The organism is Selenihalanaerobacter shriftii (genome assembly GCF_900167185.1).
Lineage (GTDB): Bacteria > Bacillota > Halanaerobiia > Halobacteroidales > Acetohalobiaceae > Selenihalanaerobacter > Selenihalanaerobacter shriftii.
This window is the reverse complement of sequence record NZ_FUWM01000010.1, coordinates 1-26,065: the sequence shown is the minus strand read 5'-3', so window position 1 is coordinate 26,065 and position 26,065 is coordinate 1. Positions and strand designations below refer to the sequence as shown.

The 26,065-nt window shown below is 32.6% G+C and carries 29 protein-coding genes; 1 reads left to right on the top strand and 28 read right to left on the bottom strand.

All coding sequences use genetic code 11. The features are described from left to right. Positions 1-199: 199 nt before the first annotated feature. The 16 genes from B5D41_RS06640 to B5D41_RS06565 all read right to left on the bottom strand — a co-directional run bounded on the left by B5D41_RS06640 (position 200) and on the right by B5D41_RS06565 (position 13,483). Positions 200-1,726: an OmpP1/FadL family transporter gene (locus B5D41_RS06640; protein WP_078809842.1), complete on the bottom strand. Its 1,527-nt coding sequence runs from the start codon at positions 1,724-1,726 to the stop codon at positions 200-202. A gap of 410 nt (positions 1,727-2,136) precedes the next feature. Then, a complete protein-coding gene (locus B5D41_RS06635) occupies positions 2,137-3,087 on the bottom strand; it encodes an acyl-CoA dehydratase activase (RefSeq protein WP_078809841.1) in 951 nt (316 codons plus the stop codon). Continuing rightward, positions 3,084-4,184 (bottom strand): 2-hydroxyacyl-CoA dehydratase, encoded by a 1,101-nt coding sequence (locus B5D41_RS06630; RefSeq protein WP_078809840.1) that lies wholly within the window; start codon positions 4,182-4,184, stop codon positions 3,084-3,086. The genes B5D41_RS06635 and B5D41_RS06630 overlap by 4 nt, the downstream gene beginning before the upstream one ends. After that, on the bottom strand, positions 4,181-5,107 hold the full coding sequence (locus tag B5D41_RS06625; protein ID WP_078809839.1) for an acyl-CoA dehydratase activase-related protein: 927 nt from the start codon (positions 5,105-5,107) through the stop codon (positions 4,181-4,183). Before B5D41_RS06625 ends, B5D41_RS06630 begins: the two co-directional genes overlap by 4 nt. Before the next feature lie 14 nt (positions 5,108-5,121). Then, positions 5,122-5,847 carry a ZIP family metal transporter gene (locus B5D41_RS06620; RefSeq protein WP_078809838.1) on the bottom strand — a complete coding sequence of 242 codons (726 nt, stop codon included), beginning with the start codon at positions 5,845-5,847 and terminating at the stop codon, positions 5,122-5,124. Positions 5,848-5,863: 16 nt separating this feature from the next. Next, positions 5,864-7,330 carry a spore germination protein gene (locus B5D41_RS06615; protein WP_078809837.1) on the bottom strand — a complete coding sequence of 489 codons (1,467 nt, stop codon included), beginning with the start codon at positions 7,328-7,330 and terminating at the stop codon, positions 5,864-5,866. Next, positions 7,314-7,895 carry a stage V sporulation protein SpoVABEA gene (locus B5D41_RS06610; protein ID WP_078809836.1) on the bottom strand — a complete coding sequence of 194 codons (582 nt, stop codon included), beginning with the start codon at positions 7,893-7,895 and terminating at the stop codon, positions 7,314-7,316. Before B5D41_RS06610 ends, B5D41_RS06615 begins: the two co-directional genes overlap by 17 nt. A gap of 46 nt (positions 7,896-7,941) precedes the next feature. After that, on the bottom strand, positions 7,942-8,292 hold the full coding sequence (spoVAE, locus tag B5D41_RS06605) for a stage V sporulation protein AE (protein ID WP_078809835.1): 351 nt from the start codon (positions 8,290-8,292) through the stop codon (positions 7,942-7,944). A 19-nt stretch (positions 8,293-8,311) separates the two neighbouring features. Then, entirely contained in the window at positions 8,312-9,397 is a 1,086-nt protein-coding gene (gene spoVAD / locus B5D41_RS06600) for a stage V sporulation protein AD (protein ID WP_078809834.1), read from the bottom strand. 16 nt (positions 9,398-9,413) lie between these two features. Further along, positions 9,414-9,860, bottom strand: coding sequence for a stage V sporulation protein AC (gene spoVAC / locus B5D41_RS06595; RefSeq protein ID WP_078809833.1), 447 nt, complete (start codon positions 9,858-9,860; stop codon positions 9,414-9,416). A 107-nt stretch (positions 9,861-9,967) separates the two neighbouring features. Further along, complete coding sequence (locus tag B5D41_RS06590; protein ID WP_078809832.1) at positions 9,968-10,180, bottom strand: dodecin family protein; 213 nt, start codon at positions 10,178-10,180, stop codon at positions 9,968-9,970. 4 nt (positions 10,181-10,184) lie between these two features. Beyond that, on the bottom strand, positions 10,185-10,406 hold the full coding sequence (locus B5D41_RS06585) for a hypothetical protein (protein ID WP_078809831.1): 222 nt from the start codon (positions 10,404-10,406) through the stop codon (positions 10,185-10,187). Between the two features lie 131 nt (positions 10,407-10,537). Then, entirely contained in the window at positions 10,538-11,308 is a 771-nt protein-coding gene (locus tag B5D41_RS06580; RefSeq protein WP_234983906.1) for a SigF/SigG family RNA polymerase sporulation sigma factor, read from the bottom strand. A 12-nt stretch (positions 11,309-11,320) separates the two neighbouring features. Next, entirely contained in the window at positions 11,321-11,752 is a 432-nt protein-coding gene (gene spoIIAB, locus B5D41_RS06575) for an anti-sigma F factor (RefSeq protein ID WP_078809830.1), read from the bottom strand. Positions 11,753-11,769: 17 nt separating this feature from the next. Then, positions 11,770-12,108, bottom strand: coding sequence for an anti-sigma F factor antagonist (spoIIAA, locus tag B5D41_RS06570; protein ID WP_078809829.1), 339 nt, complete (start codon positions 12,106-12,108; stop codon positions 11,770-11,772). 181 nt (positions 12,109-12,289) lie between these two features. Further along, positions 12,290-13,483, bottom strand: coding sequence for a D-alanyl-D-alanine carboxypeptidase family protein (locus B5D41_RS06565; RefSeq protein WP_078809828.1), 1,194 nt, complete (start codon positions 13,481-13,483; stop codon positions 12,290-12,292). Positions 13,484-13,689: 206 nt separating this feature from the next. Between B5D41_RS06565 and B5D41_RS06560 the strand changes: the two genes are divergently transcribed. Then, positions 13,690-14,901, top strand: a complete 1,212-nt coding sequence (locus B5D41_RS06560) for a methyl-accepting chemotaxis protein (RefSeq protein WP_078809827.1) — start codon at positions 13,690-13,692, stop codon at positions 14,899-14,901. A 143-nt stretch (positions 14,902-15,044) separates the two neighbouring features. Here B5D41_RS06560 and B5D41_RS06555 read toward each other — a convergent pair whose 3' ends face one another. The 12 genes from B5D41_RS06555 to B5D41_RS06500 form a co-directional block, all read right to left on the bottom strand. Beyond that, positions 15,045-15,209, bottom strand: a complete 165-nt coding sequence (locus tag B5D41_RS06555) for a Spo0E family sporulation regulatory protein-aspartic acid phosphatase (protein ID WP_159442912.1) — start codon at positions 15,207-15,209, stop codon at positions 15,045-15,047. A 307-nt stretch (positions 15,210-15,516) separates the two neighbouring features. After that, positions 15,517-16,821 carry a pyrimidine-nucleoside phosphorylase gene (locus B5D41_RS06550; protein WP_078809825.1) on the bottom strand — a complete coding sequence of 435 codons (1,305 nt, stop codon included), beginning with the start codon at positions 16,819-16,821 and terminating at the stop codon, positions 15,517-15,519. Beyond that, positions 16,821-17,636, bottom strand: a complete 816-nt coding sequence (locus tag B5D41_RS06545; RefSeq protein ID WP_078809824.1) for a purine-nucleoside phosphorylase — start codon at positions 17,634-17,636, stop codon at positions 16,821-16,823. The genes B5D41_RS06550 and B5D41_RS06545 overlap by 1 nt, the downstream gene beginning before the upstream one ends. A gap of 38 nt (positions 17,637-17,674) precedes the next feature. After that, positions 17,675-18,847, bottom strand: coding sequence for a phosphopentomutase (locus B5D41_RS06540; RefSeq protein WP_078809823.1), 1,173 nt, complete (start codon positions 18,845-18,847; stop codon positions 17,675-17,677). A 138-nt stretch (positions 18,848-18,985) separates the two neighbouring features. Continuing rightward, complete coding sequence (spoIIM, locus tag B5D41_RS06535) at positions 18,986-19,633, bottom strand: stage II sporulation protein M (protein WP_078809822.1); 648 nt, start codon at positions 19,631-19,633, stop codon at positions 18,986-18,988. Positions 19,634-19,702: 69 nt separating this feature from the next. After that, positions 19,703-20,404, bottom strand: coding sequence for a hypothetical protein (locus B5D41_RS06530; protein WP_078809935.1), 702 nt, complete (start codon positions 20,402-20,404; stop codon positions 19,703-19,705). A 38-nt stretch (positions 20,405-20,442) separates the two neighbouring features. After that, positions 20,443-20,988 carry an NUDIX hydrolase gene (locus B5D41_RS06525; protein WP_078809821.1) on the bottom strand — a complete coding sequence of 182 codons (546 nt, stop codon included), beginning with the start codon at positions 20,986-20,988 and terminating at the stop codon, positions 20,443-20,445. 30 nt (positions 20,989-21,018) lie between these two features. Next, on the bottom strand, positions 21,019-22,101 hold the full coding sequence (locus B5D41_RS06520; protein WP_078809820.1) for a DUF3866 family protein: 1,083 nt from the start codon (positions 22,099-22,101) through the stop codon (positions 21,019-21,021). Between the two features lie 68 nt (positions 22,102-22,169). Continuing rightward, the gene (locus B5D41_RS06515; protein ID WP_078809819.1) at positions 22,170-23,288 is read right to left on the bottom strand and encodes a M20/M25/M40 family metallo-hydrolase; all 1,119 of its coding nucleotides are present in this window, start codon (positions 23,286-23,288) and stop codon (positions 22,170-22,172) included. A gap of 132 nt (positions 23,289-23,420) precedes the next feature. Continuing rightward, positions 23,421-24,065 carry a 4Fe-4S dicluster domain-containing protein gene (locus B5D41_RS06510; protein WP_078809818.1) on the bottom strand — a complete coding sequence of 215 codons (645 nt, stop codon included), beginning with the start codon at positions 24,063-24,065 and terminating at the stop codon, positions 23,421-23,423. Between the two features lie 109 nt (positions 24,066-24,174). Then, positions 24,175-25,287, bottom strand: a complete 1,113-nt coding sequence (locus B5D41_RS06505; RefSeq protein WP_078809817.1) for a M20/M25/M40 family metallo-hydrolase — start codon at positions 25,285-25,287, stop codon at positions 24,175-24,177. A gap of 175 nt (positions 25,288-25,462) precedes the next feature. Continuing rightward, positions 25,463-26,005 (bottom strand): 2-oxoacid:acceptor oxidoreductase family protein, encoded by a 543-nt coding sequence (locus tag B5D41_RS06500; RefSeq protein ID WP_078809816.1) that lies wholly within the window; start codon positions 26,003-26,005, stop codon positions 25,463-25,465. Positions 26,006-26,065: the final 60 nt, after the last annotated feature.

Here is a 26,065-nt window from a genome sequence, read left to right as displayed (position 1 = left end):
ATAACTCCTGCCGGGCTTGTCCAGCCTACAAGTCAAGGCTGGTCATAAGCCTATGGAAACTTCTACTTTTGAATTCGATAACTCCTGCCGGGCTTTACTAACACCTAACATCCAACAACTAGCACCTAACAAAATAAAAAGAGCCAAGCACTTATTGAAAGCACTTGACCCTTCATGATTAGCTTATTTAATTGATAACTTAGAATTTATAAGATAATGTACCTTCGTATGAATCTTCCTCTAAACCACTAGTAATTCCTATTGGGCTACCATTCTTTGTAGCATCTACTTCATTTTCAAATACATGCATATAGGCACCTGAGAATTCCCAATGCTCATCTAATTCATAAGTAAACCCAAGAGAAGCATGCTTCTCTACTACAGCAATAGCTGGTAAGTTAGCAAATACATCTTCCCCTTCAATTGGAGATTCACCGTAATTTAAGCCACCTCTTAAAGTAAGCTTTGGACTATAATTATACTGAACTCCTAGAGCATAAACATAAATATCATCCCAACCCCACTTAAGAGGCATTGTATCTTTATTAAGTTTAGGGTCCGGATTCATTGCATTTACAAATTCACCGCCATCATCTGCTTCCAAATCAATTGTATCCATAGTACTACTATAGTTAATCCACTTCACATCAGTAGTGATTAACCACTTGCTATTTGGACGATAAGCCATTCCTAAAGATAATTGCTGTGGTGCGTTCATTTGCATCTTGTAAGTTCCTTTTTTATTATAATACATCTGATCTCCTATATTATATAGAATATCACCTTCATCTAACCGATACTCATAATCAGTAAAATACTGTTCACTTGTATAGCTCGCACCTAAAGTAACATTATCACTATACTGATACATAGTACCTAAAGTAAATCCAGCACCAAAAGCTGATTGTGTTTCACTTAAATCAAGACCAAAGTGCTGAAAATCATCTTTAAAACCAAATGCTCCCGTCATTTTATTAATATCATCTATGAAATCTCCTGTATAATAACTCTCCATTCCCATGGCTTGATAATCGAAATTAAATGCACCACCAACAGCTAACTTATTATTTATCTTCCAAGCCGCAGAAGGTGCCATTTTCCAAAACTGATAATTAGACCAAATATTTGCTTTAGAATTGCTAAAGCTATTACCATCAGCAAGTTGCGGATCGTAAGTAGCAGTAATTTTATCAGTTGTATCTGTTGTTGTAGTGTAGTCAGGTATAATTATTTTTCCGTCAACTGATCCACCACCAAATTTGGCATCATAATCCACAAATTTTCTCTGCATCATTCCTTCAACCTGTGGAGCTGTTACTTCATCATAATCTACACCCATACCGCCGATTCCGTACATTCCACCACCGAACCAAACATCATCATTATACCAAGCTTTAGCATTAAATCCGATAGCCGGTGCCATATATAATTCAGATCCGCCTGTAGTATCGTATTCATCAGCGTTATTTTCAGGAACAAAATCAACATATCTTTCTGGAGTAAACATCGTAACACTGAAGTCAGTTCTTGTTCCGATAAAAGCCATTCCTGCTGGGTTAGTAATAGCCGTAGCAGTCGTATGTGGTGCAGCAGTTACTGCTCCTCCCATACCCTTCTGATAAGCACCAATTCCAATAAAGTTCATTCCATTAGTAGCCAATACTTGCGGAGCCACTAGTGCCATGACCAATAGAATCATAGTAGAAATACTAATAATCTTTTTCAAATTTATGTACCCCCTAAATTTTTTGAAATTTAATTTTTGTTAATATCCCCTATATTAACTCAATATCCCTATCCTTATTATTAGCCTTTTACCAACCTCCCTTTCACTTTAAATGAAATCCCCTACATTATCGTTGATATTTGCTTCACAAAGGCAAAGAAAAAAATCCCTTTACCTTAAACTATTATGTAACTTAATTACGTTTGCCCTCTTATTCACAAGCCTTAGGAAAATAAAAATCGCTTCTCCCCCGGGCAGGGGAAAATATCCGAAAAAAATAATTTAATATCCAAGTCTAGATATTAAATTATTTCCTCCGATAAACTTGTGATTTATTTCATTTATCCTTGTGTATATACTAACATATATCATAACCTTTGTCAAGCAGTTTAGTTAAATTATGGATAATATCATACCGCTTCCCACTTAGGACATTTAAAGCCCCACCTGGCTACTAATTCCTCCTCTTGATAAATATTTATAATCTCACAACCATTAGGACAGCCATCACATTCAAAACTAGAAACATTATAGCTAAATCCAGAAACATCAAACCCTTTAAATGAACTTTCTTTCTTCTGTTTAATGGCTTCCTTAGCTAAGATTGCCGACCCTAAAGCTCCCATTACATCATGATGTTGAGGAACTATTATCTCTTCTCCTAATTCTGTAGCAAACGCTTCTTTAATTCCTTGATTAGCTGCTACTCCTCCTTGAAAAAGAATAGGACCTAAAATCTCTTTACCTTGTCCTACATTATTTAAATAATTTCTAACTAATGCTTCACAAAGTCCAGCAATAATGTCTTCTAAACTATGTCCTAATTGTTGTTTATGAATCATATCTGACTCTGCAAATACCGAACAACGCCCAGCTATTCTAACCGGATTCTCTGCTTTCAACGCTAAACTCCCAAACTCCTTAATAGGAATATTTAATCTGCTGGCTTGTTGGTCTAAAAAAGATCCAGTCCCGGCAGCACAGACAGTATTCATAGCAAAATCAGTTACTACTCCTTCTCTTAAAATTATAATCTTTGAGTCCTGTCCTCCAATTTCCAATACAGTTCTAACTCCAGAAACTTCATTAGCAGCAGCTACTGCATGGGCGGTTATCTCATTTTTAACTATATCTGCTCCTACTATCACTCCTGCTAAATTTCTAGCACTCCCTGTAGTCCCTACACCTTTAATTTTAAGATCTCCTATTTTTTCTTTTAATTGCTTTAACCCTAATTGAATTGTATCTATAGGTCTACCTTGGGTTCGTAAATATAACTTCTCTAAAACTTGGTAATTATCATTTATTACAACTAAGTTAGTACTAACTGAACCTACATCAATACCTAAATAGCATTTCATATTACTTGCCCCCCTACTTCATCTCCTTTTTTCCTTGCTAATAGATCTACAAAGGCTTCTAATCTAGTAATAAAACCTGCATCTCCAGTATGTTCATCTAAAATTAAAGATAGAACTGGTATTTTCTCATTTCTACTAATTTCCGGAATAATGCTTTGAGCTACTATCTCTGGCATACAAGTAAATGGAGCTAATTGTATCACTCCATCATATCCATCTTCTGCGTAAATTGCCGTTTTGCCTATGGTCTCTAAACCATGTCCTCCGACAAAATGCTTTAAATATGGCTCAGCAGCTTCTTTTATTCTCTGCTCTTCTTCAGCTTCACTTAAATGAGAAAATAAATGTTCACTGACCCAATCACTAAGATGTATAGATCTATCAACAATTACTCCCATTTTCCCCAGCTTCTCTTCTATATTCAAATTTGTGAATGGTTCTAAAACTACATATATCTCTCCTACAATACCTACTTTTAATGGTTTTCTACTAAAATCTAACTCTAAATTTAAAACCTTATTTTTGAAATCGACTAAATTTTGATATAAATTTTCTATATTTTTAGCTTGGTCTACATTATTTAAAAACTCTTTATGAATCTTAGTAACTAATTCTGGTTGCAAAGCATAAGCCCTCATTTTATTTCTATACTGAGCTGCCTCATCAATTACTTGACATTTATCCCAAGAAATTTTCCAAGCTTGCATAATTTTCCACCAAGAAACATGCTTGAATATAAATTTAAATTGTTTAATAAAGTTCTGCCACCTACTTTGAAACGGTTCTAAAACTATCATCTCATAATCATATTCTAAATCTGTCAAGATTTCTTTCTGTACCTCTGCATAATATCCAAACCGACAAGGACCAATTCCACCACCCATAATAATAGTATCTGCCCCTGCTTCTAAAGCTTCAATATAATTACCTACATTTATTTTAAGCGGCAGACAAGCAAATTCAGGAGAATACTTCACACCTAAATCTAAGGTTTTTTTAGTAATCGGTGGTGGTTCTAATACATCTAAACCCACATTTTCAAATAGAGACTTAATTGATATATTCATATTCCCCATATGCGGAAACGTCACTTTCATGCACCTTTAACCTCCCAATTTATCATATCTACAAAGGCCTCTAATCTAGTTAGTAAACCTGCTTCACCAGTATGCTCATCTAAATTTAAAGACATAAAATGAATATCTTTTCTTCTTTTAGCTTTACGTTCTATTAATTCACCTATTAACGCATCTGGGCCACAACCAAATGCAGCCAACTGAATAATACCATCTACTTCCTCTTTATTAAATAAATAGTAAGCAGCTCCAATGATATGCTTATTAAAAGTCCAGAACAGAGACTTGGATAATTTACTAGCCCCATGTTCAATCTGGTTCTGATTTAAATTTTGAGGAGTTATTACTTCTACTCCTAGTTCTTCTAACTTATCTATAATTCCTAAATTAATATAATTATCATAAAGTAAATAAGTATGTCCCAATAATCCAATTACTAATTTATCTTTATCTTTTATTTTCTTTATTAATTTTTTTTGATGATTATTTAAAGCATGATTTGCCTTCCAATGTGCTTTTAAAATTCTAAATTTACTATCTGTAAAGTTAGCTCCTATCTTTAAGTTGGCTTTTAATAGGGATAACCAGTTTTGATTACGATTAATAGTCGGTGTTAATAATTTCGGTAAATCGGATAAACTACTCTTGATCATATCCGGTAATCCCATTAATTTAGGACAGACATATTCACTTCTTTCTACGCTTACAATTCGTGGTAAAAATATATAATCAACCTTATCCCTTAAATCTACTATATGTCCATGACAGATTTTAACTGGAAAGCAAGCCTCATCAACGGCTCTTTTGACACCTGCATTCACAGTATTTTTGTTAGAATTATTAGATTCTACTACCTCTACATCTAATTCTTGAAAAAAAGTCTTCCACGCCGGATAATAATTAAAATATAATAACGATTTAGGTATTCCTACTTTCAGTGTCATCCAATCACTCCTAATTAAAAAGTTAAAGCACCTGTTGCTGAAAATATTTCACCTAAAAGATAACTTGATAGAAAACCTATTAATATCCCTAATACCTCAAGTTTACCTCCAGTTGCTACAGCTCTAGGAATCATCTCATCTGTAACCATATATAAAATAGCTCCACCAGCAAAGGCCATAATTGAACCTATCCATAATTCTGAAAATTCTACCAAGAATTTAAAACCAATTAATGCTCCTAAAGGATTCGTTAAAGCAATTAATCCTGCAATTAGATAAGCAGTTTTTTTATTCAAGTTTCCTTCATTCATCATCTCTTCAGTAATTAAAAAACCTTCCGGAATATTATGCAAAAAGATAGTAACTGCTAAAACTACCCCTAATCCACCACCCTCACTAGCAAAGCCTACTCCCATACTAATAGACTCCGGTAAATCATCTAAAAAAGTACCTAAGGCTATTCCTACTCCAGCATCAAAATGTCTCTCTATATAATCATCTACTATTAAAAAGAAGATTCCTCCTAAAATAAAGCTAATAGAAGTTGCAAATATTCCTGTCTTCTGATAAGCTTCTGGGATTAATGAAAAAGAAATAACTGAAATTAAAATTCCTGCACCAAAAGATAACATAAATGATAGAATACGTTCAGATACTTGCTTAGTGCCTAGATATCCTCCTATTAGAATAGTGCTACCTGCTAAAGAGCTATAAATAAGCACTCTTACTAAACTACTCATTAATCACCTACCACCTCTATTCTTTATTATCTTCTGGATATCTATCTGCATCAGTTAGGCTATGAATATTAGGTCGTCTATGTGATAAATCTAAGATAGATTGTCTAAATATATAAGATTTTAATGCATTCCAATCAAATGGAATCAATGGCCATAAATAAGAGATACCAAAAGATTTAGTAAATAAGAATAACCCAATTATAATTACTGTACCTACAATAAACCCTGGCACTTTAAATAAAGTAACTAAAATTAATAATATAAATCGTAATAGTTTAATTGTCAATGCCAATTCAAAACCGGAAATAGCAAAGTTACTAGTAGCTCCAATCGCCATATATAAGATAGTTTCAGGAACAAATAATCCTACTTTCACTGCAAAATCACCCAATAATAGCGCTCCAATTAAACCTAAAGAAGTTGCTAAAGCATTTGGAACTTGAATTGAGGCCATTCTAACCAAATCAATACCTAAACTGGCTATGATAAATTGCCATCCCAATGGAACAGTACCTGTCTTTTTGGGTCCAATAAACTCTAAAGATGATGGCAATAAGTCTGGCTGTAACGCAACTAATAACCACAGTACTGGTAAGAACAATGAAGTCACTGTTGCTGCTAAACGTACTAACTTTAAATAAGTTCCTGGCAACGGTGTTTGCCGATAATCCTCTAAACTCTGTACATGGTCGAAGAAGACAGCTGGTAATAAAAGCGCGGTCGGTGAATTATCAATAATTACACAGATCTTACCCTCTAATAAATGAGCAGCCACAAGGTCTGGACGCTCAGTATACCTAACTTCAGGTAAAGGATTTAGAGTATTTCCAGTTAAAAAATCCTCAATTGTTTTATCTGCTAAAGGCAATCCATCTACATTAATCTTCTTTAACTTTGTTTTTATACTATCAACTAATCCAGGATCTGCTATATCTTTAATATAAGTAACTGCTACATCACTCTTCGACCTATTACCTATTTTCATGACCTCAGCAATAAACTCTGGGTCACGTAAACGCCTTCTAATCATCTGTACATTAAATAACATCGTCTCAACAAAACCATCATTAGGACCGCGAGTAGACTTTTCTAACTCAGGCTCTGCAGGACCTCTAGACATCCAGGTTCGACCATCAATAACTATTGCTTTAGTTTCTCCTTCTATAAATAAGACCTGAGGTCCAGCTAAGATTTGGTCTACACAATCTTCTAAGGTATTTGCTGTGCTAACCTCATAATAAGGAATTCTTTTATCCAAAATCTTTTGAATTACGTCTACACTCAGTTCTTCCCTTTGAGTATCTATCAACTGTTCCAAAATAAGGATGAACTCATCCTTAACAAAACCATCTAGGCAAATCATTCCTGCTCTTTTATCTCCAATTAAAAAAGTCTTAGTTAGAACATCAAAGCTAAGGTCAGCATGCATTGTATCTTGTACATACTCTAAATTTTTATCTAATTTCTTAAATATCTCTTTCATAACTAACTCCACTCCTACTTAGAATTTCTTCAATAGCCTTAGTAGTAATCGGACTACCTTTTCCAACTTTATCTTCTTTATTCATCTTTCCTATATCTCCTATACCCACTAATAAAGGTGGCTTAAATTTATTAATAACATCTACAGTGTCACCTTCTAAATAAAGATGACCTTTAATTTCAGAGTTCCCTTCTTTATCAACCGGTCCTTCTACTATTTTAGCATTATTATCAACTGAAAAATCAGGTTTAATTCCTTCTACTTCTTTAGTACCAGAAGCCACGGCTAAAATCCCTAGAATTTTTATTTCATCACTGGCCAAAACTATCTCCATTGCTTCTTCTCCTGGCCCTTTATTCTTATTACCTTGATCATCAAACATTACTAAAACTGTATCTGACTTAGCTTCTTTAATTAAATCAACTATTCTTTTTCCGCTCATAGTTGTTGGATTTCCTGACGATTTAGATATAGTTCGCAAACCTAGTTTTTTACCTACAGTCTCAACAGCTTCACATGCTGTCTCATCACCATCAGTAACTACAATTACATTCTTTTTCGACATCTACTTCCTCCTTATTAACTTTTCTATCTATCCTAATAAATATACATTATTCTTTAGGATGAAAAATAACAGCCATTAAAAAACCAATTACTACAGAAGCACTTACTCCAGTACTACCTACTTCTAAAATCCCAGCAAAGAGTCCTAGGATACCTTCGCGTTCAACTTCAGTTAATACTCCTTTAGTTAAAACATGACCAAAATTAATTACTGGCACTGTTATTCCTGCTCCAGCAAAATCAATAATTGGTTGAAACCATCCTAACCCAGTTAAGATAGCTCCTATTACTACAAGAATAACTAGTAAATGAGCTGGAGTATAATTAGTAAAATCCAAAAATATCTGTCCTAATCCACAGACTAGCCCACCTACTAAAAAAGCAGTTAAGTAGTTCAAATCTTCTCCCTCACTTTCCTTATCTATTCAATTCTCCATTGCTATTATTAGCTTTTTGACGTTGTTCAAATTCTTGATTACCAATGGCATTATTTTGAGTATCATTCTCTATCACAATCCCATGGGCAATACTTGGAATCGACTCTCCTTGTAAGAAAGTTAAAGGACTCATCAAGGCACCAGTAGCAACCACTAATAATCGTTTAAAACGATTATTATTTAAGTAAGGTAAAAGATAAGAAGCAGTAACCACTGCAGAACAACCACAACCACTTCCTCCTGCTCCTACACCTTGGTCTGAATTATAAATTAGCAAACCACAATCATCTTGATCTTCAGAAATATCTATATTCTTATCCTCTAAAAGTTCTCTTAATAATTTACTTCCTACTTCTCCTAAATCTCCAGTAACTATTAAGTCATATTGGACTGGATTCCGATTAGTGTCATTCAAATGCTGTAATATAGTGTCGGCTGCTGCCGGTGCCATAGCTGCTCCCATATCCATTGGGTCCTTTACTCCTAAATCCATTACTTTTCCTACAGTAGCCTCAGTAACTACTGGCCCTTGTCCATCTTTAGCAAGTAATGTTGCACCACTTCCTGTTACTGTCCACTGTTTATATCCTGGATATTTATCACCATATTCATTAGGGGTTCGATATTGACGCTCTGACCCTTGATAATGGCTCGAAGTAAAATTAATCGTTCTTTGACCATAACCACCATCTATCAACATTGCTCCTAGAATCATACCTTCCACCATAGTAGAACAAGCTCCATAAAGTCCAAAATAAGGTCGAGCAAATTTACGAGCTACAAAATTAGCAGTAATAGTTTGGTCTAATAAATCACCACCTAATAAATAATCTATCTTATCTGCACTTAAATTTGCTTTTTGCATTAAAAGTTCTATAGTCTCTTGAGTTATCTTCCGTTCAGCCTTCTCCCAAGTCTGTTCTTGATAATATGAGTCTGGAAGCACTTTATCAAAATATTCTCCTAAAGGACCTTCCCCTTCTTTAGGACCTACAATTGCTGCTGAAGATATAATCTTTGGTTTTGAATCAAACTTTATTGTCTGTTCTCCAATCATTTTATTCATCAATAATAGCCTCCACTTAAATCACTATTAATTTTATTATTCCAATTATAAAAGCAGCTAACATACCATATGTTAGAACTGGTCCAGCAACACTATACATCTTAGCTCCTAAACCCAATACGTAACCATCTTGCCTATACTCCATGGCAGGAGCTACTATAGCATTAGCAAAACCTGTAATGGGTACTATTGTACCTGCACCTGAATATTGGGCTATATTATCATAAATTCCAAGTCCAGTTAGTAAACCTCCAATCGTTATCATACTTACACTCATTAAAGGGCCTGCTTTCTCTAAAGGCATCCCTTGAGCAACTAATGATTGAGTAATAATTTCACCTAATACACAGATTAATCCACCAACAATATATGCAGAAAAGAAATTCCTAAATTTAGAATCTGATGGATGAGCTTTTTTAACTAATTTTTGATATTCATCAGGAGTTTTATCAAGCTGGGGCATATTATCACCTCATAATTAATTTTGACCTAAAATTAAATCTAATATTCAAATTTGATTAACTAAATAGATTAGGTACCTAAATTTAGGTACCTAATTGAAGATATAAATTATTTACGTTGTTCTCTAACTGGAAATGCCACTTGTACATTAGCTTTATATTCTATAATCTCACCATCTTTTACATCAGCAGTTAAATTTAGAATTTCAACTCCAGTTATTTCATCAATCGTCTTGTTAGCTTCCTTAACTGCATTTGCAGCAGCATCACGCCAATTATCCTTTGATTCCCCAACTAGTTCTACTATTTTAGTAATTGCCATCTTATCACCCTCCATTCAGTAATGAATTATAATATTGTAAATTAATCCTATCTATATTTTTTCCTATTATCTCTGATTTATTCATTTTCAAGACCTTTTTAGCTCCTGGTGGCAGCTCAGGACCAAAAAAACCATTATTAATTAACATCCATGAAAAGACTGCTAAAGTGATTACTATGACAATGGTTAATGCTACAATAGTAAATAAATCCTCTCGAGTTAACATTTTATCACCACCCTGATTTATTGATTAATTTTAGTATTATTATTTACTTTGCAAAGTTATTTAATTCAAAATAAAATAAAAAGACTACAGGAAAATCCTGTAGTCTTTTGAATAAATTTTAATTTTATTTTTTAATCTAATTCTTCTCTAATTATCTTAATAATTTTTCGTTCCAATCTTGAAACCTGTACTTGAGAGACTCCAATTCTTTCTGCGACTTCCGTTTGGGTTAACTCATCAAAATAACGTAATTTCAAAATTAATTTCTGTCTTGGTTTTAACTCTTTTATGATCTTTTCTAAATCTAACCTATCAATTTCACGTTCATAACCTTCACTTGAGGCAGCCAGTTGGTCAATTAATTCTATTGTACTTCCTTCTTCTTCATAAATCGGAGAGTAAATAGAAGTGGGATCCTGTACAGCTTCTAAAGCAATCACAATCTCTTCCTTATCAATCCCCAGCTCTTCAGCAATTTCTCCAATGGTAGGTTCGCGATTTAACTTAGTTGTAAGTTCTTCCTTAATTTTATTCACTTGATACGCTCTATGTTTTACTCTTCTACTAACTTTAACTGGATCATCATCTCTTAAAAAACGCTTAATTTCTCCTATAATTAAAGGAACAGCATATGTAGAAAACTTCACATCTCTATCTAAATCAAACCTTTCAATCGCCTTAAGTAATCCTATACTTCCAATTTGAAATAATTCTTCATAATTATAATTGCTATTTGAAAATCTATGAGCAACCTTAAGTATTAACTTTAAATTATGAGTAACCAACTTTTCCTTAGCATCTTGATCTCCAGCTTGAGCCTTAACTAATAACTCTTTAGTCTCTTCATCAGATAATAAATCCTTATCCGGAATATTTAAATCCATGCTCCCAATTCTTTTCATTGGATTTCTCTCCTAATTTGCTTTCCGCTTTAACTTCTCTGGTACTTTAATCATCCTAATTTGAGTTCCCTCATCTACTGTTGAAGTTATATTCAAATCATCCATAAATGATTCAATAAAGACTAAACCTAATCCCATCCTATCTGCTGTAGTATATGATGGTTCACAAGCTTGTTCAATATTTAAAATGCCTTGTCCATAATCTTCTACTGAAATTACCAATTCTTCATCATCTATTTCTAATCCTATCGTTATCACTCCATCATCATTAGAGTATCCATGAATAATTGCATTAGAGACAGCTTCAGAAACTGCTACCTTAATCTCCTCAATTTCAGATAGAGTAAAATCTAACTGAGCAGCAAAAGAAGCTACTGTAACTCTAGCTAAACCTATATTATCCGTAACACTCTTGATTTCTAACTTAGCACTATTCCCACTCAACCTTTTTACCTCCCTTACTAAATCGCTTTTAAAGCTTGCTGTTCATTATCAAAGATATCAACTATCTTCAAAATACCTGATAATTCAAAGACTTTATTAATAGATTTTTTAACATTTATAATTTTTAGTTCTCCACCATGATTACTTATCCTTTTATATCTACCTATAATGAAGCCGAGTCCTGAACTATCAATAAAATCAACTGATTCTAAATTAAGAATCATATTCTTAATTCCTACTTCTTCATTTAATCTTTCTTCTATCTTATTTCGTAATGAATCAACAGTATGCATGTCCAACTCTCCACTTATCCTTACAATTAAATTAACTCCTTGTCTTTCTATCTCTAAATCCACTCTAAATTAACCTCCCTACATTAAAATATTGCTTTAATAATTAAATTCAATGTTAATTTAATTATTCCTTCAAAATTTCCATTTTTTTCTATTTAATTTATTTTTATTTACTTCTTTATTAATTTTTATATTTAATAAAATATAGTCACTATGTCTCAATTGAGACATAGTGACTATATTTTTAATTGAACAAATTAACTATATTCATAAAAAACTTCTTTAATAATTGAATAATAATCTGTAATATATTACCTTTTTCTACATCACGATTAGCTACTAAATCTACGCTAGCTATTACCTTATCACTTGCTACAACTCTTAATTCCCCTACTTTATCTCCTTTCTTTAAAGGTGCCACTAAGTCACTATGAATTACAACTTGACGCTTTAATTTATCTTCATTTCCTCTAAATACTGCTGCCATTAAATCCTCTTTAGCAATTGCTTGAATCATCGGGTTTTTAGCTTTATATATCTCTATTCGGTCAATTACTAAATCGCCTTTCTTGACTACTTTAATAGAACGATATAGATTAAAACCATAAGATAATAATTTACCTGCTTCATTAAATCGAACCTTTGAGTTTTTTTCTTGCATAACCACTGCTACAAATCTTAATCCTTCTCTTTGAGCAGTAGCTGATACACAGTAACCAGCCTCACTTGTATAACCAGTTTTTAAGCCATCAGCTCCTTTATAAAATCTAACTAAATTATTAGTATTACGTAAAAAAGAATCTCCATCTCTTAAATGATCAATCCAAACCCCTGTATAATCCAAAACTCTAGGATATTTATTAATTAATTCTCTAGACATTAAAGCTACATCATTAGCACTAGTATGATTACCCTGTATTTCTGGATCACTTGGGGGTAGACCATTGGTATTCATAAAATATGTACCTTTCATATCTAACTCTTTTGCTTTCTTATTCATAGCATTCACGAAAGCTTCATCAGTACCATATAAGTACTCTGCTACTGCCACGCAAGCATCATTTGCAGACACAATTGCTATAGCTTTAATCATATTTTCTAAAGTTAACTCTTCACCTGGCTCCAACCAAATCTGAGAACCGCCCATACTTGCTGCATGTTCACTAGTAGATACCATATCATCTAATTTAGCTCTTCCTTCATCAATTGCTTCCATAGTTAATAAAAGAGTCATAATTTTAGTAATGCTAGCCGGTGGTAATTTCTCATTTGAATCTTTTTTAAAAAGAATTCTTCCTGACTTAGCTTCCATTAAAATAGCTGACTTGGCTTTCAAATCAAATTGAGGATCTGGAATACTTTGAGCAGCTATAAATGGAGAATAAATAAATAACATTAAAGAAGAAATTAAAATAATTATAAATAATCGTTTAAACACTCTGCCTCCTCCTTTCCCAATAATACTACCACTATGTTAAATGATTATTATCACTATAATCGAAGTATTCTTGGTAAAATGAGGAATTGCTATAGATTTTTTACATAAACCGAAGGTATTTTCAATAAACATCCCGAATATTAACAGTAAGAAATAGTAAATAAATTCACAATTAATAGTAGTCTTCAAAAAAGGGGAGGGGTCATATGACAGCTATATTTAAAAAGATGAATCCAATAAAGCGACTATATTGGGGAATGATAGGGATAGGCTTAGGAATGGGAATTATATTCCCGTTTTACGCTAATTGGTTTGTAGATTGGTTACCAGGTCGATTAGTCTTTTTTGTGATAGGATGTCTATTAGCAGGATTGTCAGTAGGATTACTCAATTATTACATTATGAAAAAAGTCTTAGGATATGTAATAGAAAGATCATTTAAAAAAGTAGAAACACATTTAGGAGAAAATATTATTCAACAAAAAGAAACTAATTCTTTTGGAACTGAACATTTTCAAATATTAGATGATATCTTTAAGGATATAGGTGAAGTTTTTAGTCATGTATATAAAAATCAAGAAAAAATTGAAGAATTAATGTTAAACAGCAAAAATAACATAACATCTCTAAAAAATAATACTACTGAAGTTGCTACCTCTAGTCAAGAAGTTTCAGCTTCAATAGAAGAAATTGCTACTGCTATGGAAGACCTTTCATTACATTCTAGCAATATTGTAAACTTTAATCAAAAGACTCATAAAGGTCTTGAAAATAACGAAGAAGAAGTACAATTAGGTAATACATATCTAAACAAAGCACTAAAAGCAATGAATAATCTTGAAGAAAAAATTGATCATATAAATGATATCTTTAAAACTACTCAAAAAATAAGTGAACAGACTGAAATGTTAGCTTTAAATGCTTCAGTTGAAGCAGTAAAGACAGGTGACAACAACGGCTTTAAAGTAGTAGCAGAGGAAATTCGTAAATTAGCTGAAAAAAGCACAAAAGCAAGTAAAGAGATTTATGAAACTTTAGAATCAATTCATAAAGCCTCCTATAAAGTTATAAAAGTAATTACTGGTAGCGAAAAGAACCAATTAGAAACTCAACAAAAATATTTTGATGATAACATAAAGACAAGTATTACAGATATTTTTTCAAATATATCAACTTCTTCTCATGAATCACTTAATGCTATGGATGAAATTGTAGATGAAACTAGAGAACAAGCTGTTAGTACTCAACAAGTTTCTGCTTCTACTCAACAAATCTCAGCTGCAATTCAACAAGTTGCCAGTAATACACAGATGGTAAATAATATTACAGATGATTTAGTGGAAGATATAGAACAGACTATTACAGCTAGTAATAATTTAATGGATTATATACAAGAGAAAATTGGTGACAAAAGGTAAAGGATTGATCAATCCTTTACCTTTTCCATTTAATCATGAGATTTATTTTTAGGCAAATCATTCCTAGGCACTGTAGGTGGCAATTAACAATCTTTATTATTTCAATTATAATGAAAATACTTTCATAACCTTAATAATTATAATTATTCTTTTTTCATAAATGAAACAATTAGTTCATCTAGTTCTTGACTTTTATCTATAATTCTTTTAGTATTAAGTTCTTTATCCTTTTCGTTATGTGTTACTAGTTCTTTTAAATCTACTTTTAGTTTATTAATTTCTCTTTTTAAAATTTTAATATCATACATTTTAATCACACCCTTTATAAGTTTTAGGGGCATCCCTTATAAAATTATAACAACTTAACATAAATTTCTCTCTATATTTAGTAATTATATGTATATATTGTTAAAAAATAGTGTTATATCTTTATATTCAACATATAAAACAAATCTCCTCCATATTTAGGTGGATTTATCAATAAATTACCAGTTAATTTAAAAGACCTATGTTCTTGACCAAGAACATAGGCTATAAATAAGAATCATAAATATTCAATTAAAATTTATAATCAACTGATGTTACCTCCCATTTTATTTTGGCAAAAATAGGGTATTAACTTATCACTTCATAAACTAACGGTCTCTCTTCTGGAGCATCTGAACCTATAGTATATGCTCTTAGTAATTTCTCTTTGGCTGCTTCTAAATTACTCTGACCATTAACATGTAAGCTAGCCAATCTATCTCCTCGTGCCACTTTATCGCCAACTTTATTGGCTAAAACTATACCTACACCTAAATCTATCTCATCTTCTTTAGTCTCTCTTCCTGCCCCTAACATCATAGCTGAAAGCCCAACTTCTTCTGCTACAATCTCAGTTATATATCCACTTTCTTTAGCTTTAACTTCTACTTTAGTTTCAGCTTCCGGCAATAAACTTAAATCATCTACCACTTCTGAATTACCACCTTGAGCAGATATCATCTCTTTTAATTTATCTAAACCTGTACCATCAACTAACACCTTTTCTAATCTCTCTCGACCAACTTCCACATCATTAACTACACCTGCTAACTTTAACATTTGTGAACCTAAAGTTAAGCAAAGAGCTGTTAAATCTGCCGGCCCTTCTCCTCGTAATGTCTCAACAGCCTCTTTAACTTCTAACGCATTACCTACGGCTAAACCTAAAGGCTGTTCCATATCCGAAAGAACTGCAATTGTTTCACGTTGAACATTTTTACCAATATTTACCATGAGCTCTGCTAACTCTTTAGCATCTTCATAACTCTTCATAAAAGCTCCACTACCAATTTTAACATCTAACACAATTCCATCTGCACCAGCAGCTATCTTCTTACTCATGATACTACTAGCTATTAGAGGTATTGAGTCAACAGTAGCTGTTACATCACGTAATGAATACAACTTCTTATCCGCAGGAGCTAGGTTACCTGTTTGTCCGGCTACCGCTACTTTAATCTTATTTACATTATTAATAAACTTATCTCGAGATAATGAAGTATTAAAATTAGAAATAGCCTCTAATTTATCTATAGTCCCTCCAGTATGCCCTAAACCTCTACCTGACATTTTTGCTACTGGCGCACCAGCAGCCGCTACTAAAGGAGCAAGAACTAAAGTTGTTGTATCACCTACTCCTCCTGTACTATGTTTATCGACTTTGGTTCCTTGTATAGGACTTAAGTCTATAGTATCACCAGAATTAGACATTGCTAAAGTTAAATCTGCTGTTTCTCTATCATTCATCCCTGCAAAAAACATTGCCATAGCCCAAGCAGAGATTTGATAATCTGGTAAGTTACCAGCAGTATATTCTTGAATCAAAAATTTTATTTCTTCTGTGGTTAACTCTTTTCCTTCTCTTTTCTTTAAAATAATATCATAGGCTCGCATTATATCTCCCTCACAATCCCTTTAACTAATTTAATGAATTTAGATTTTACTCGTCGAGTAGTCTCAATTACTTCATCATGGTCTAAAGGCTGTGGTAAAATACCTGCTGCCATATTAGTTATACATGATATCCCTAGAACATCCATCTCCATATGATTAGCCGTAATCACTTCTGGAACTGTAGACATACCTACTGCATCAGCACCTAACCTTGAAATTAATCGAATTTCTGCTGGAGTTTCATAACTAGGACCTGTCATAGCTAAATAAACACCTTTTCTTGTATTGACTCCTTCATCCTCTGCCATAGACTCCGCTAAATCAATTAACTTTTGATTATAAGGCTCAGACATATCTGGAAAACGTGGGCCTAACTCTGATTCATTAGGTCCTATTAATGGATTAGTTCCCATGAAATTAATATGATCATTAATAATCATTAAGTCTCCCACATTATAATTACGATTAACTCCTCCTGCTGAATTAGTAACCATTAATTTCTCAGCACCTAATAACCTCATGACCCGAACCGGGAATACTACTTCTTCCATTTTATATCCTTCATAATAATGAAATCTTCCTTGCATAGCAATAACATTTTTTCCTTCTAATTTGCCAATCACTAGTTGTCCAGCATGACCTTCTACAGTAGAGACTGGAAAATTAGGAATTTCATCATAAGTAACCAATGTAGCTTCTTCTATCTCATCAGCTAAAACTCCTAAGCCGGAACCTAAAATTAAAGCTATATCTGGTTTAATATCAACTAAATCATTTAAATATTTTACACTTTCTTTTACTTTAATTAAATTCACTTTAGCTTACCTCCTTAATATTAAATAAATATGTATATTTATTTTAATATTTCGTTCTTAAAGCTTGTCCCATCCTTTATTTCATTAACTTCTAATAAATCCACGATAGTAGCTCCTAAGTCTGCAAAGCTTTTCCTAGTACCTAAATCAACCCCATCTTCTATTAAAGAACCATAAACTAATAATGGAACATATTCTCTAGTATGATCTGTCCCTTCATAAGTTGGGTCACATCCATGATCCGCAGTAATCATTAATATATCATCAGTTAATGATTCTATGATCTTTGGTAGATTGCTATCAAATCTTTCTAAAGCTTTAGCATACCCTTCCGGGTCATTACGATGACCATACTCTTGATCAAAATCCACTAAATTAGCAAAAATTAAACCTTCATCACCTTTGTTTAAAAACTTTTGAATATCTTGAATAGCTTCTTGGTTATTCCCGCTATGTATTGAATCAGTAATACCCTGATGTGAGAATATATCTTCTATCTTACCTACCGCCATTACAGATTTATCAGATTCACTGATATAATCTAAGATAGTTTTAGCCGGTGGCTCTAAAGAAAAATCCTCTCTTCTATCTGTCCTTTCAAAATCACCTAGTTCACCTACAAAAGGTCTAGCTATTACTCTACCAACTGCATGCTCTCCAGTTAAAATTTCTCTAGCTACCTTACACATTTCATATAATTCTTCAACAGGAATAACTTCTTCATGTGCAGCAATCTGAAACACACTATCAGCTGAAGTATAAACTATAGGCTTGCCTGTTTTAATATGCTCTTTACCTAATTCTTCAATAATTACTGTTCCGGATTCTGGCCGGTTACCTAATACCCCTCTACCAATTTTTTCTTCAAATAAATCTATTATTTCAGGTGGAAACCCATTAGGGTAAGTAGGAAATGCCTCTTCAGATATAATTCCAGCTATCTCCCAGTGACCAATCGTTGTATCTTTACCATTAGATGCTTCAGCCATTCTACCAAATGCTCCAGTTGGCTTGTCTACTTTAGTTACACCTTCTATCTCCGTAATATTCCCTAATCCTAAACTTTCTAAATTAGGTAGGTTAATACCACCTATTGCTTTTGCTATATGAGGTAAAGTACTAGCCCCTTCATTCCCAAACTCATCCGCATCAGGTAAAGCTCCAATTCCTACACTATCTAAAATTATTAATAATACTCTTTCAATTCCCATTGATAACCTCCTTACTAAATTATCTATTTTATTTTATCCTAGTAAAACATTAATATACACTACGCTGTTGTCAGACATCAGACGACTTATTATATAATTTCTATTTTAAAATCTAAATTCCTGCTTAACCCTAATTTTTTATCCTTTAATAATAATTTTAGTTACAAGACTCATTAAAACAGGAGTTAAAAAAGTTTCAATTATTCCAGCACAGGCTAATATTATAGCTAATAAAAGCATTAAAGTAGAGTAACCAAAAAAATATTGAGCAAAGTTAATGGGAAATTTCAAGAATCTACTTTTAAGTAAATTAAAAGAAAAAGCAATTCCGGCTACACTAGATAAAATTAAAGCAGGTATCACCAATAGATTATGTGGTAAAATAGAAGCAAGAGCAAAAATTAACCCTTTAAATGCCAATTCATCTACCAAAAATCCTATAGCAAAACCAAGCACAAAACCACGTAGAAAAACAATTATAGGAATTAATGGCATTCCGATAATAGAAAGTCCTAGAGTCCATACTAACACAATCATCTTTAAATTATACAAGATAGCATGTTGAGCCAGCATACGCTTTTGTAATACTAACTCCCCTTTAAAAGTTTGAAAGAAACTAGATAAATAATTGACTAACTCACTCTTCTCACTATAACTTAACATTTTAACAGCAATAGAGCCAAAAGTAATTCCACTAATAAATATAATTATTAGAAATAACAAAATAGATAAATTTCTTTTAACGAACTGTAAACTACTACTGCCAATCCTTGTTAAACTAAACATTATTCCCCTCCTAATTTAAGTCAACTTGCTAAAATGTATGTATTAGGAAGAGAAAATATGACAAGCAGTCTAGATTTCTAAGAATCCTTCTTCAATAATTAATTTACTAATATGTTCAGCTGCTAAAACATCTTCATAAGAATTAGAACTAGCTGCCACTAAAGTAATCCCTGTCTTAAATTTTTGAGCTAATCTTATAGCCCGCTGAGCTGATTCTTTGGCTGGTAATACACCACTTTTTTTAAGGGTTCTAGCTACTGTTCCGGTAATAACTTCTGGTGCTCCATAATTGTATGCCGTATCATAAGCAACTCCACCACTATCACTTATAACTAAAACAACTTTTCCTTCAAAATTAGCTAACTTTACTACTTCTGCTCCTAAATTAGGAACTATAGCTTCAATTTCTACTCCAGCACGTTTAACTCCATTTAATGCTAACTGAATATTTTCTTTACGTTCTTCCTCTGAACCTAACCGAGGTTCAGTAGCAATTATTAATTTAGTATCATTCTTTAGAGCATTCTTTCCAGCATAATATCCTATCTTTTCTGGATTAACTTGTACAGGAACCGATATATGATCTGGACTAGCTCCAAAAACTTCAATAGCCCCTGCATCCAAGACTGCCTCTATCGTAGTTGACATATCAATTACATCTACTATGACTACTATATCTCCTTTTCGAGCTGCTTTAGCCGCTCCGGAAGCATTAGATGTAATATTTAAAGTCGGCACCCATTCTTCATTTAACTTTTTACCTAATAACATTGGCACCTTTACCTGACCCCCTTAAACTCTTTTTCCAATTACTCATCTAAAAAATTTAGTAAATATTGAATTCCAATAATCGTCTTAGCATCCATCATCTCTGAAGTATACAATTTTTCCTTTAACTCATCTATTGATAATTTAACTATTTCAATGAATTCATCAGTATCTGTATTCTGTTCATATTTTGATAGATTCTGCGCTAAATATAAATGAATTTTTTCATCACAAAAGCCTGGTGATGTATAAAAACTTCCTATTCTCTTTAAATCTCCAGTCTTATAACCGGTCTCTTCTTCTAATTCTCTACGGGCAGCCATCTTCGGTTCTTCCTTAATTTCTAACATACCAGCAGGAATTTCTAATAATACTTTTTCCATAGGATTTCTAAATTGTCGAACCATAATCACTTCTTTAGTATCTTTCATATAAGGTACTATTGCTACTCCTCCAGCATGTTCTATTATTTCTCTTTTAGCCTTTTTATCATTAGGCAATTTAATGTCATCTATTTTTAAGTTAAGAATTCTTCCCTCATAAATTTCGGTACTCTTTAATTTCTCTTCAATTAGTGATTGACTCATCTTGTCTCCACTCCTTCTATAATTTAAAGGCTAAGTACCTAATATCTCTAATGCTAATAGTCCTGATATCCCTACTGTCATGAAGAATTCAGGATCATCTTTTTCATTGCGGCCCATAGTACTTACTTTAATATCATATTCATTAATAATATCTAACATTCCCTCTCCACATATATAACGAATATCGTGTTTATTAGTAAGATTATACTCTTTGATTTGATCTTCTAATCTATCTTGTTTAGACTCTGATAATTTAGGTAAACCAATAACTGCTTCTTTTAAAGCAACTTTTCCTATAGCAGTTAAAGAATGATGACTAATGCCATAATGTCTCTGTCGTTGATCACTGAAACTAATCCTTGGTATGGCAATTGGAGTCCCACCTAAAACTCTAACAGCATTAATAATTTCACCTTGTTCTAAACCGGTAAATCCATATTCTGTTCCTGTCCCTACTATCCCAGGACCCATAGCAACTATAATCACATCTGCCTCAACTACCTCTTTAGCAGCTATTAATCCGGAATAAATATTTACTGCTTCTAAATCTCCTCCAAAAGCATGCCCGACAGTAATTGTACTTGTAATTAAACCATCTTGCTTTAATTGAGCTACAGCATTACTTAATCTAATAGGCAAAGCAGCAGCATCGGTCATAACATATGCTACTCTTAACTGCCTAGTGCTTAATTTATCTAAAACCATACTTACTGGAGCTAGCATACTATGTAATGAACCAATAATTACTGGGTATTCATCTAAAGAAGTAAAAGATTTAATTGCTTCTCTATGCTTACTCATTTCTTCTTCCACACTTAAACATTTAATTTGATACGGTGAATATCTTAATTTCATAATATGCCCTGAACCTGTTAAATTTCTAGGTTCACTGTTAAGAATATAAAGTATGAAATCATATCCTCCTGTCCCTAAACTTAGTTCTACAGCAGTAGTATTTAAAATCACCTCATCATTTAACTCTACCTTACCGGTTAATTCATCATAATTTATTGCTTCTCTTATCTGATCATTCTTTAACTTAACTTTTACTTCAGTCAATCCAAATCTTTGACTAATAATTTCAATAACTCTTCCTTTTTTAATCGCCAACACAGCGATTACCTCCAATTTGTTATTTGTTAATTATTCAATACCAATTTATTTTCTCCTGCTTTTAATAACTATTTTCCAACATTTTCGATTATTTTAACGACTAAATTAGTACATTTTACTAAATCTTCTATAGCAATCTGTTCTTTTGTGGTATGGTCATTTTTAACACCAATTCCTAAATTAACCGTAGGTATACCCTTTTCATTAAAAATATTAGCATCACTACCTCCACCTCTTGGTCTTAATTTAGGATCCAATCCAATATCTTTTAATGATTGCATCGCTACCTTAACTACCTCATCTTCTTTGGTTAATTTAAAGTTTGAATAAGCTTTTGTAATATTCAACTCTATTTTTGCTTCCCATTCTTCTTCTTTTTTACTACAGATATCCTGAATTTCTGTAATTATTTGCTCTAACTTCTCTTCATCTCTACTTCTAGCTTCTCCTTTAATAGATAATTTATCAGCTACAATATTAGTAGCCTCTCCTCCTTCAATCACTCCTATATTTGCTGTAGTCTCTTCATCTATTTTACCTAATTTTAATTGAGTTATTATATCACAACCAACCTCAATAGCACTAATACCTTTTTCTGGTTCAACTCCAGCATGTGCTGCTTTTCCTGTAATTTCAATATCAAAATCTTTTTCTGTAGGAGCACTAACAATAATCTTATCTACTGGACCTCCACTATCTAAAACAAACCCAAACTCCGCCTCTAAAGTATTCTCATCTAAATATTTAGCACCAAAAAGGCCTATCTCCTCTCCAGCAGTGAATATAATCTCTAAATTACCATGTTTAATCTCCGATTCCTTTAATAATTGAATTGTTTCTAAGATTGCAGTGATTCCAGCCTTATCATCGCCTCCTAAAATTGTACTACCATCAGTTTTTATTATCCCTTCTTCTACTATTGGATTAATTCCCTTTGCTGACCTAACAATATCCATGTGAGCTGCTAAAAATATAGTAGGTAAATTTTCTTCTCCAGAATAGGTACCGATTAAGTTTCCCGTATTACCGTTAAACTTTCCTCCAACATTATCCTCTTTAACTGTTATACCTAATTCACCTAATTTACGCTTCAGATAATCAGCTAATTCCCGTTCATTCCTAGAAGGACTATTAATCTTAACTAATTTCAAAAATTGATTAACTATTCTTTCCTTATTTATTTCCATAATATTTTTCTGCTTTACCTCCCTTTTTTAAGCAGTCTTATTATTTGTCAATCACTGCTGAATCATGCAGAAGTTAACGTAGAATATATAAAAAGAGTAGCTAAACTTATCTAGCTACTCTCTAAATATAAATTATAACAATTCTTCTCTAATTCGTTCTATACCTAATCTATTAACTACTAAAGCTAATTTCTCTTTACCTTTCCGCTGTTGATTATAAAATTTAATTAAATCAGGAAAGATATCCATAATTTTTTCAGTGCTCATTAATTCTGATAACTTAATAGCAAATTGAGGGTGTCTACCTAACTTACCACCAATTGCAAATGACCACCCTTGTTTAGTCCCTATTATACTATTAACGGGACAACTTTTAATACAATCACCACATAAAAAACATCTTTCATAATTAACAACCGGTATTTTATCATCATTTAATTTAATGGCGGTCTCCTTACAAGCATCTACACATTTTCCACAACTAATGCAATTCTCACCTTCAACTTTTGGTCTAATTCTAGCTAATAAAGATAGATCCATAACTTGTGGGCGAGAACAACCATTAGGACAACCTGCTATCCCTATCCTAAATTTAAAATGTGGCAAAATTCTTCCTTTATGTCCATCAATTAAATAAGAACTTAAGTCTTCTGCAGTTATTATTTCTTTTAACTTATGCTTTAATTCTTCTGCATCAAGAATCACATTTGGGCAGTTACGTTTAATCCCTGAACAGACATTAAATGTAAAGATACTACTGTTACTGTTATCATTCATTGGTTCATTTCCACTCCTTGACTGACTATAATCAATTTCAATTCCATTTAAAATTATATAGTAGTTAGTTTAAAGGTTATATGATTTATGCCACATAAGTAATAATTAATTAATTTAATTTTTCTATAATAGTCAATGTATATTCTGCTGTTTTAATTAAGTCATTAATCTTAATATGCTCATCAGTAGTATGTACATCTGCCATTCCTATTCCTAGATTAATAGTAGGAATCTCTACATTAAAGATATTTGCATCACTACCTCCACCTGTAGGAACTAATTTAGGTTCAACATTTAGATCCTTTGCTGCCTTAATAGCCGCTTTAACTATAGGTGAATTTTTATCTAATTTAAAAGCTGGGAATAATCTCTCTACTTCAATTTCAACCTTAGCATTAAACTTCTTAGCAGATTTTTCAAAAATATCTACCATATGTTGAGTCTGAGCATTTAATTTTTCTTCATCTCGACTCCGAGCTTCACCTTCTAATTCTACTCTATCAGGAACGATATTAGTTGCTTTTCCACCTTTAATTACTCCTATATTAGCCGTTGTTTCTTCATCAACCCTACCTAAATTCATATTGGATAATGCAATACTAGCAACTTTAATAGCATTAATACCTTTATCTGGTTCTATCCCTGCATGGGCTGATTTGCCGTTTACTATTACATTAATCTTATCCTGAGCTGGAGCTTCAGCAATAATAGTACCTATCTCTCCACCAGAATCATAAACAATACCTAAATCAGCTTCTAACTTATCTATTGCTAAGTTTTTAGCTCCTAACAAACCTACTTCTTCACAGACTGTAAATACTACTTCTACATCACCATAGACAGAGTCATTTTCAATTAAATACTCCAAGGAAGCTAAAATAGCTGCAATTCCTGCTTTATCATCTGCACCTAAAATAGTATCTCCAGCACTATAAATGGTGTCATCTTTAATTATAGGCTTTACACCTTTACCTGGTTTTACAGTGTCCATATGAGCTGATAAAAATAAGGTAGGTACCTCTGAATTATTACCTTCTAGCTTAGCAATAATATTACCTGTATTACCTTCTACTTCTTTGGCAATATCATCTTCCCTAACTTCTAACCCTAACTTCTCTAGCCTTTCTTTCAATTTATCAGCTATCTCTCTTTCAGTTCTTGACTCACTATCTATTTTGAGTAATCCCATAAATTCATCTACAATTCTTGTCTCATCAATCATTCCTCATACCTCCATTTTAGTACATATGATTTTTTTATTCTACTATACATACTACTTTTTCAAGATAATTATGTGTTATCCTCTTTTATATTGATTTTAATTCCATTATGTATCTCTATTTTAAAATTAAAAGATAAGAGTTTCTGAGAAATTTCTCAGAAACTCTTATCTTAGATTACTCTTTTATTACCTTTTTACCTTTTTGTAAAGCCTTTTCATTTAGCGGTAAAAGGTTATGTCTATGTTCTGGTAATACATCTTCTAAAGCTTCCATTACTGTATCAAAGTCTATTACTCCTGTCTGAGTTATAAATGCACCTAACATTACCATATTAGCTACTTTGCTATTCCCTAATTCATTTGCTATTTCGTTTGCTGGAACTTCTATTACATTTATATCGTCTCTTTTAGCTTCTTTACTTATTAATGAAGTATTAATAAATAAGTTACCACCTTCTTGAACCTGATCTTCAAATTTATCTAATGAAGGTCTATTCATTACTACTGCTGTCGATGGACTTGAAACTACCGGCGAGGCTATTCTTTCCTGAGAAACAATTACTGTACAGTTCGCTGTACCGCCTCTCATCTCTGGTCCATAGGAAGGCATCCAAGATACTTCCTTATCTTCTTTCATGCCTGAATAGGCTAATAACTGTCCCATTAACATTACTCCTTGACCACCAAATCCGGCCATGATTACTTCTTCTGCTGCCATCTTACTCTGACACCTCCGTGGACTTAATCTCGCCTAATGGATAATATGGAATCATATTAT

Bases quoted from the DNA above. Each gene is read 5' to 3' on its own strand.
- B5D41_RS06555 (WP_159442912.1), bottom strand. From the start codon at position 15,209: ATGTATGATATTAAAATTTTAAAAAGAGAAATTAATAAACTAAAAGTA.
- B5D41_RS06635 (WP_078809841.1), bottom strand. From the start codon at position 3,087: ATGAAATGCTATTTAGGTATTGATGTAGGTTCAGTTAGTACTAACTTA.
- B5D41_RS06615 (WP_078809837.1), bottom strand. From the start codon at position 7,330: ATGAAAGAGATATTTAAGAAATTAGATAAAAATTTAGAGTATGTACAA.
- spoIIM (WP_078809822.1), bottom strand. From the start codon at position 19,633: ATGTTTAGTTTAACAAGGATTGGCAGTAGTAGTTTACAGTTCGTTAAA.
- B5D41_RS06585 (WP_078809831.1), bottom strand. From the start codon at position 10,406: ATGTTAACTCGAGAGGATTTATTTACTATTGTAGCATTAACCATTGTC.
- B5D41_RS06630 (WP_078809840.1), bottom strand. From the start codon at position 4,184: ATGAAAGTGACGTTTCCGCATATGGGGAATATGAATATATCAATTAAG.
- B5D41_RS06530 (WP_078809935.1), bottom strand. From the start codon at position 20,404: ATGTTATTAGGTAAAAAGTTAAATGAAGAATGGGTGCCGACTTTAAAT.
- B5D41_RS06550 (WP_078809825.1), bottom strand. From the start codon at position 16,821: ATGCGAGCCTATGATATTATTTTAAAGAAAAGAGAAGGAAAAGAGTTA.
- B5D41_RS06625 (WP_078809839.1), bottom strand. From the start codon at position 5,107: ATGACACTGAAAGTAGGAATACCTAAATCGTTATTATATTTTAATTAT.
- spoVAC (WP_078809833.1), bottom strand. From the start codon at position 9,860: ATGCCCCAGCTTGATAAAACTCCTGATGAATATCAAAAATTAGTTAAA.
- B5D41_RS06500 (WP_078809816.1), bottom strand. From the start codon at position 26,005: ATGGCAGCAGAAGAAGTAATCATGGCCGGATTTGGTGGTCAAGGAGTA.
- B5D41_RS06580 (WP_234983906.1), bottom strand. From the start codon at position 11,308: ATGAAAAGAATTGGGAGCATGGATTTAAATATTCCGGATAAGGATTTA.
- B5D41_RS06515 (WP_078809819.1), bottom strand. From the start codon at position 23,288: ATGGAAATAAATAAGGAAAGAATAGTTAATCAATTTTTGAAATTAGTT.
- B5D41_RS06620 (WP_078809838.1), bottom strand. From the start codon at position 5,847: ATGAGTAGTTTAGTAAGAGTGCTTATTTATAGCTCTTTAGCAGGTAGC.
- spoVAD (WP_078809834.1), bottom strand. From the start codon at position 9,397: ATGAATAAAATGATTGGAGAACAGACAATAAAGTTTGATTCAAAACCA.
- B5D41_RS06505 (WP_078809817.1), bottom strand. From the start codon at position 25,287: ATGATTGATGAGACAAGAATTGTAGATGAATTTATGGGATTACTCAAA.
- B5D41_RS06590 (WP_078809832.1), bottom strand. From the start codon at position 10,180: ATGGCAATTACTAAAATAGTAGAACTAGTTGGGGAATCAAAGGATAAT.
- B5D41_RS06525 (WP_078809821.1), bottom strand. From the start codon at position 20,988: ATGAGTCAATCACTAATTGAAGAGAAATTAAAGAGTACCGAAATTTAT.
- B5D41_RS06510 (WP_078809818.1), bottom strand. From the start codon at position 24,065: ATGAATGATAACAGTAACAGTAGTATCTTTACATTTAATGTCTGTTCA.
- B5D41_RS06610 (WP_078809836.1), bottom strand. From the start codon at position 7,895: ATGTCGAAAAAGAATGTAATTGTAGTTACTGATGGTGATGAGACAGCA.
- B5D41_RS06540 (WP_078809823.1), bottom strand. From the start codon at position 18,847: ATGGGAATTGAAAGAGTATTATTAATAATTTTAGATAGTGTAGGAATT.
- B5D41_RS06560 (WP_078809827.1), top strand. From the start codon at position 13,690: ATGACAGCTATATTTAAAAAGATGAATCCAATAAAGCGACTATATTGG.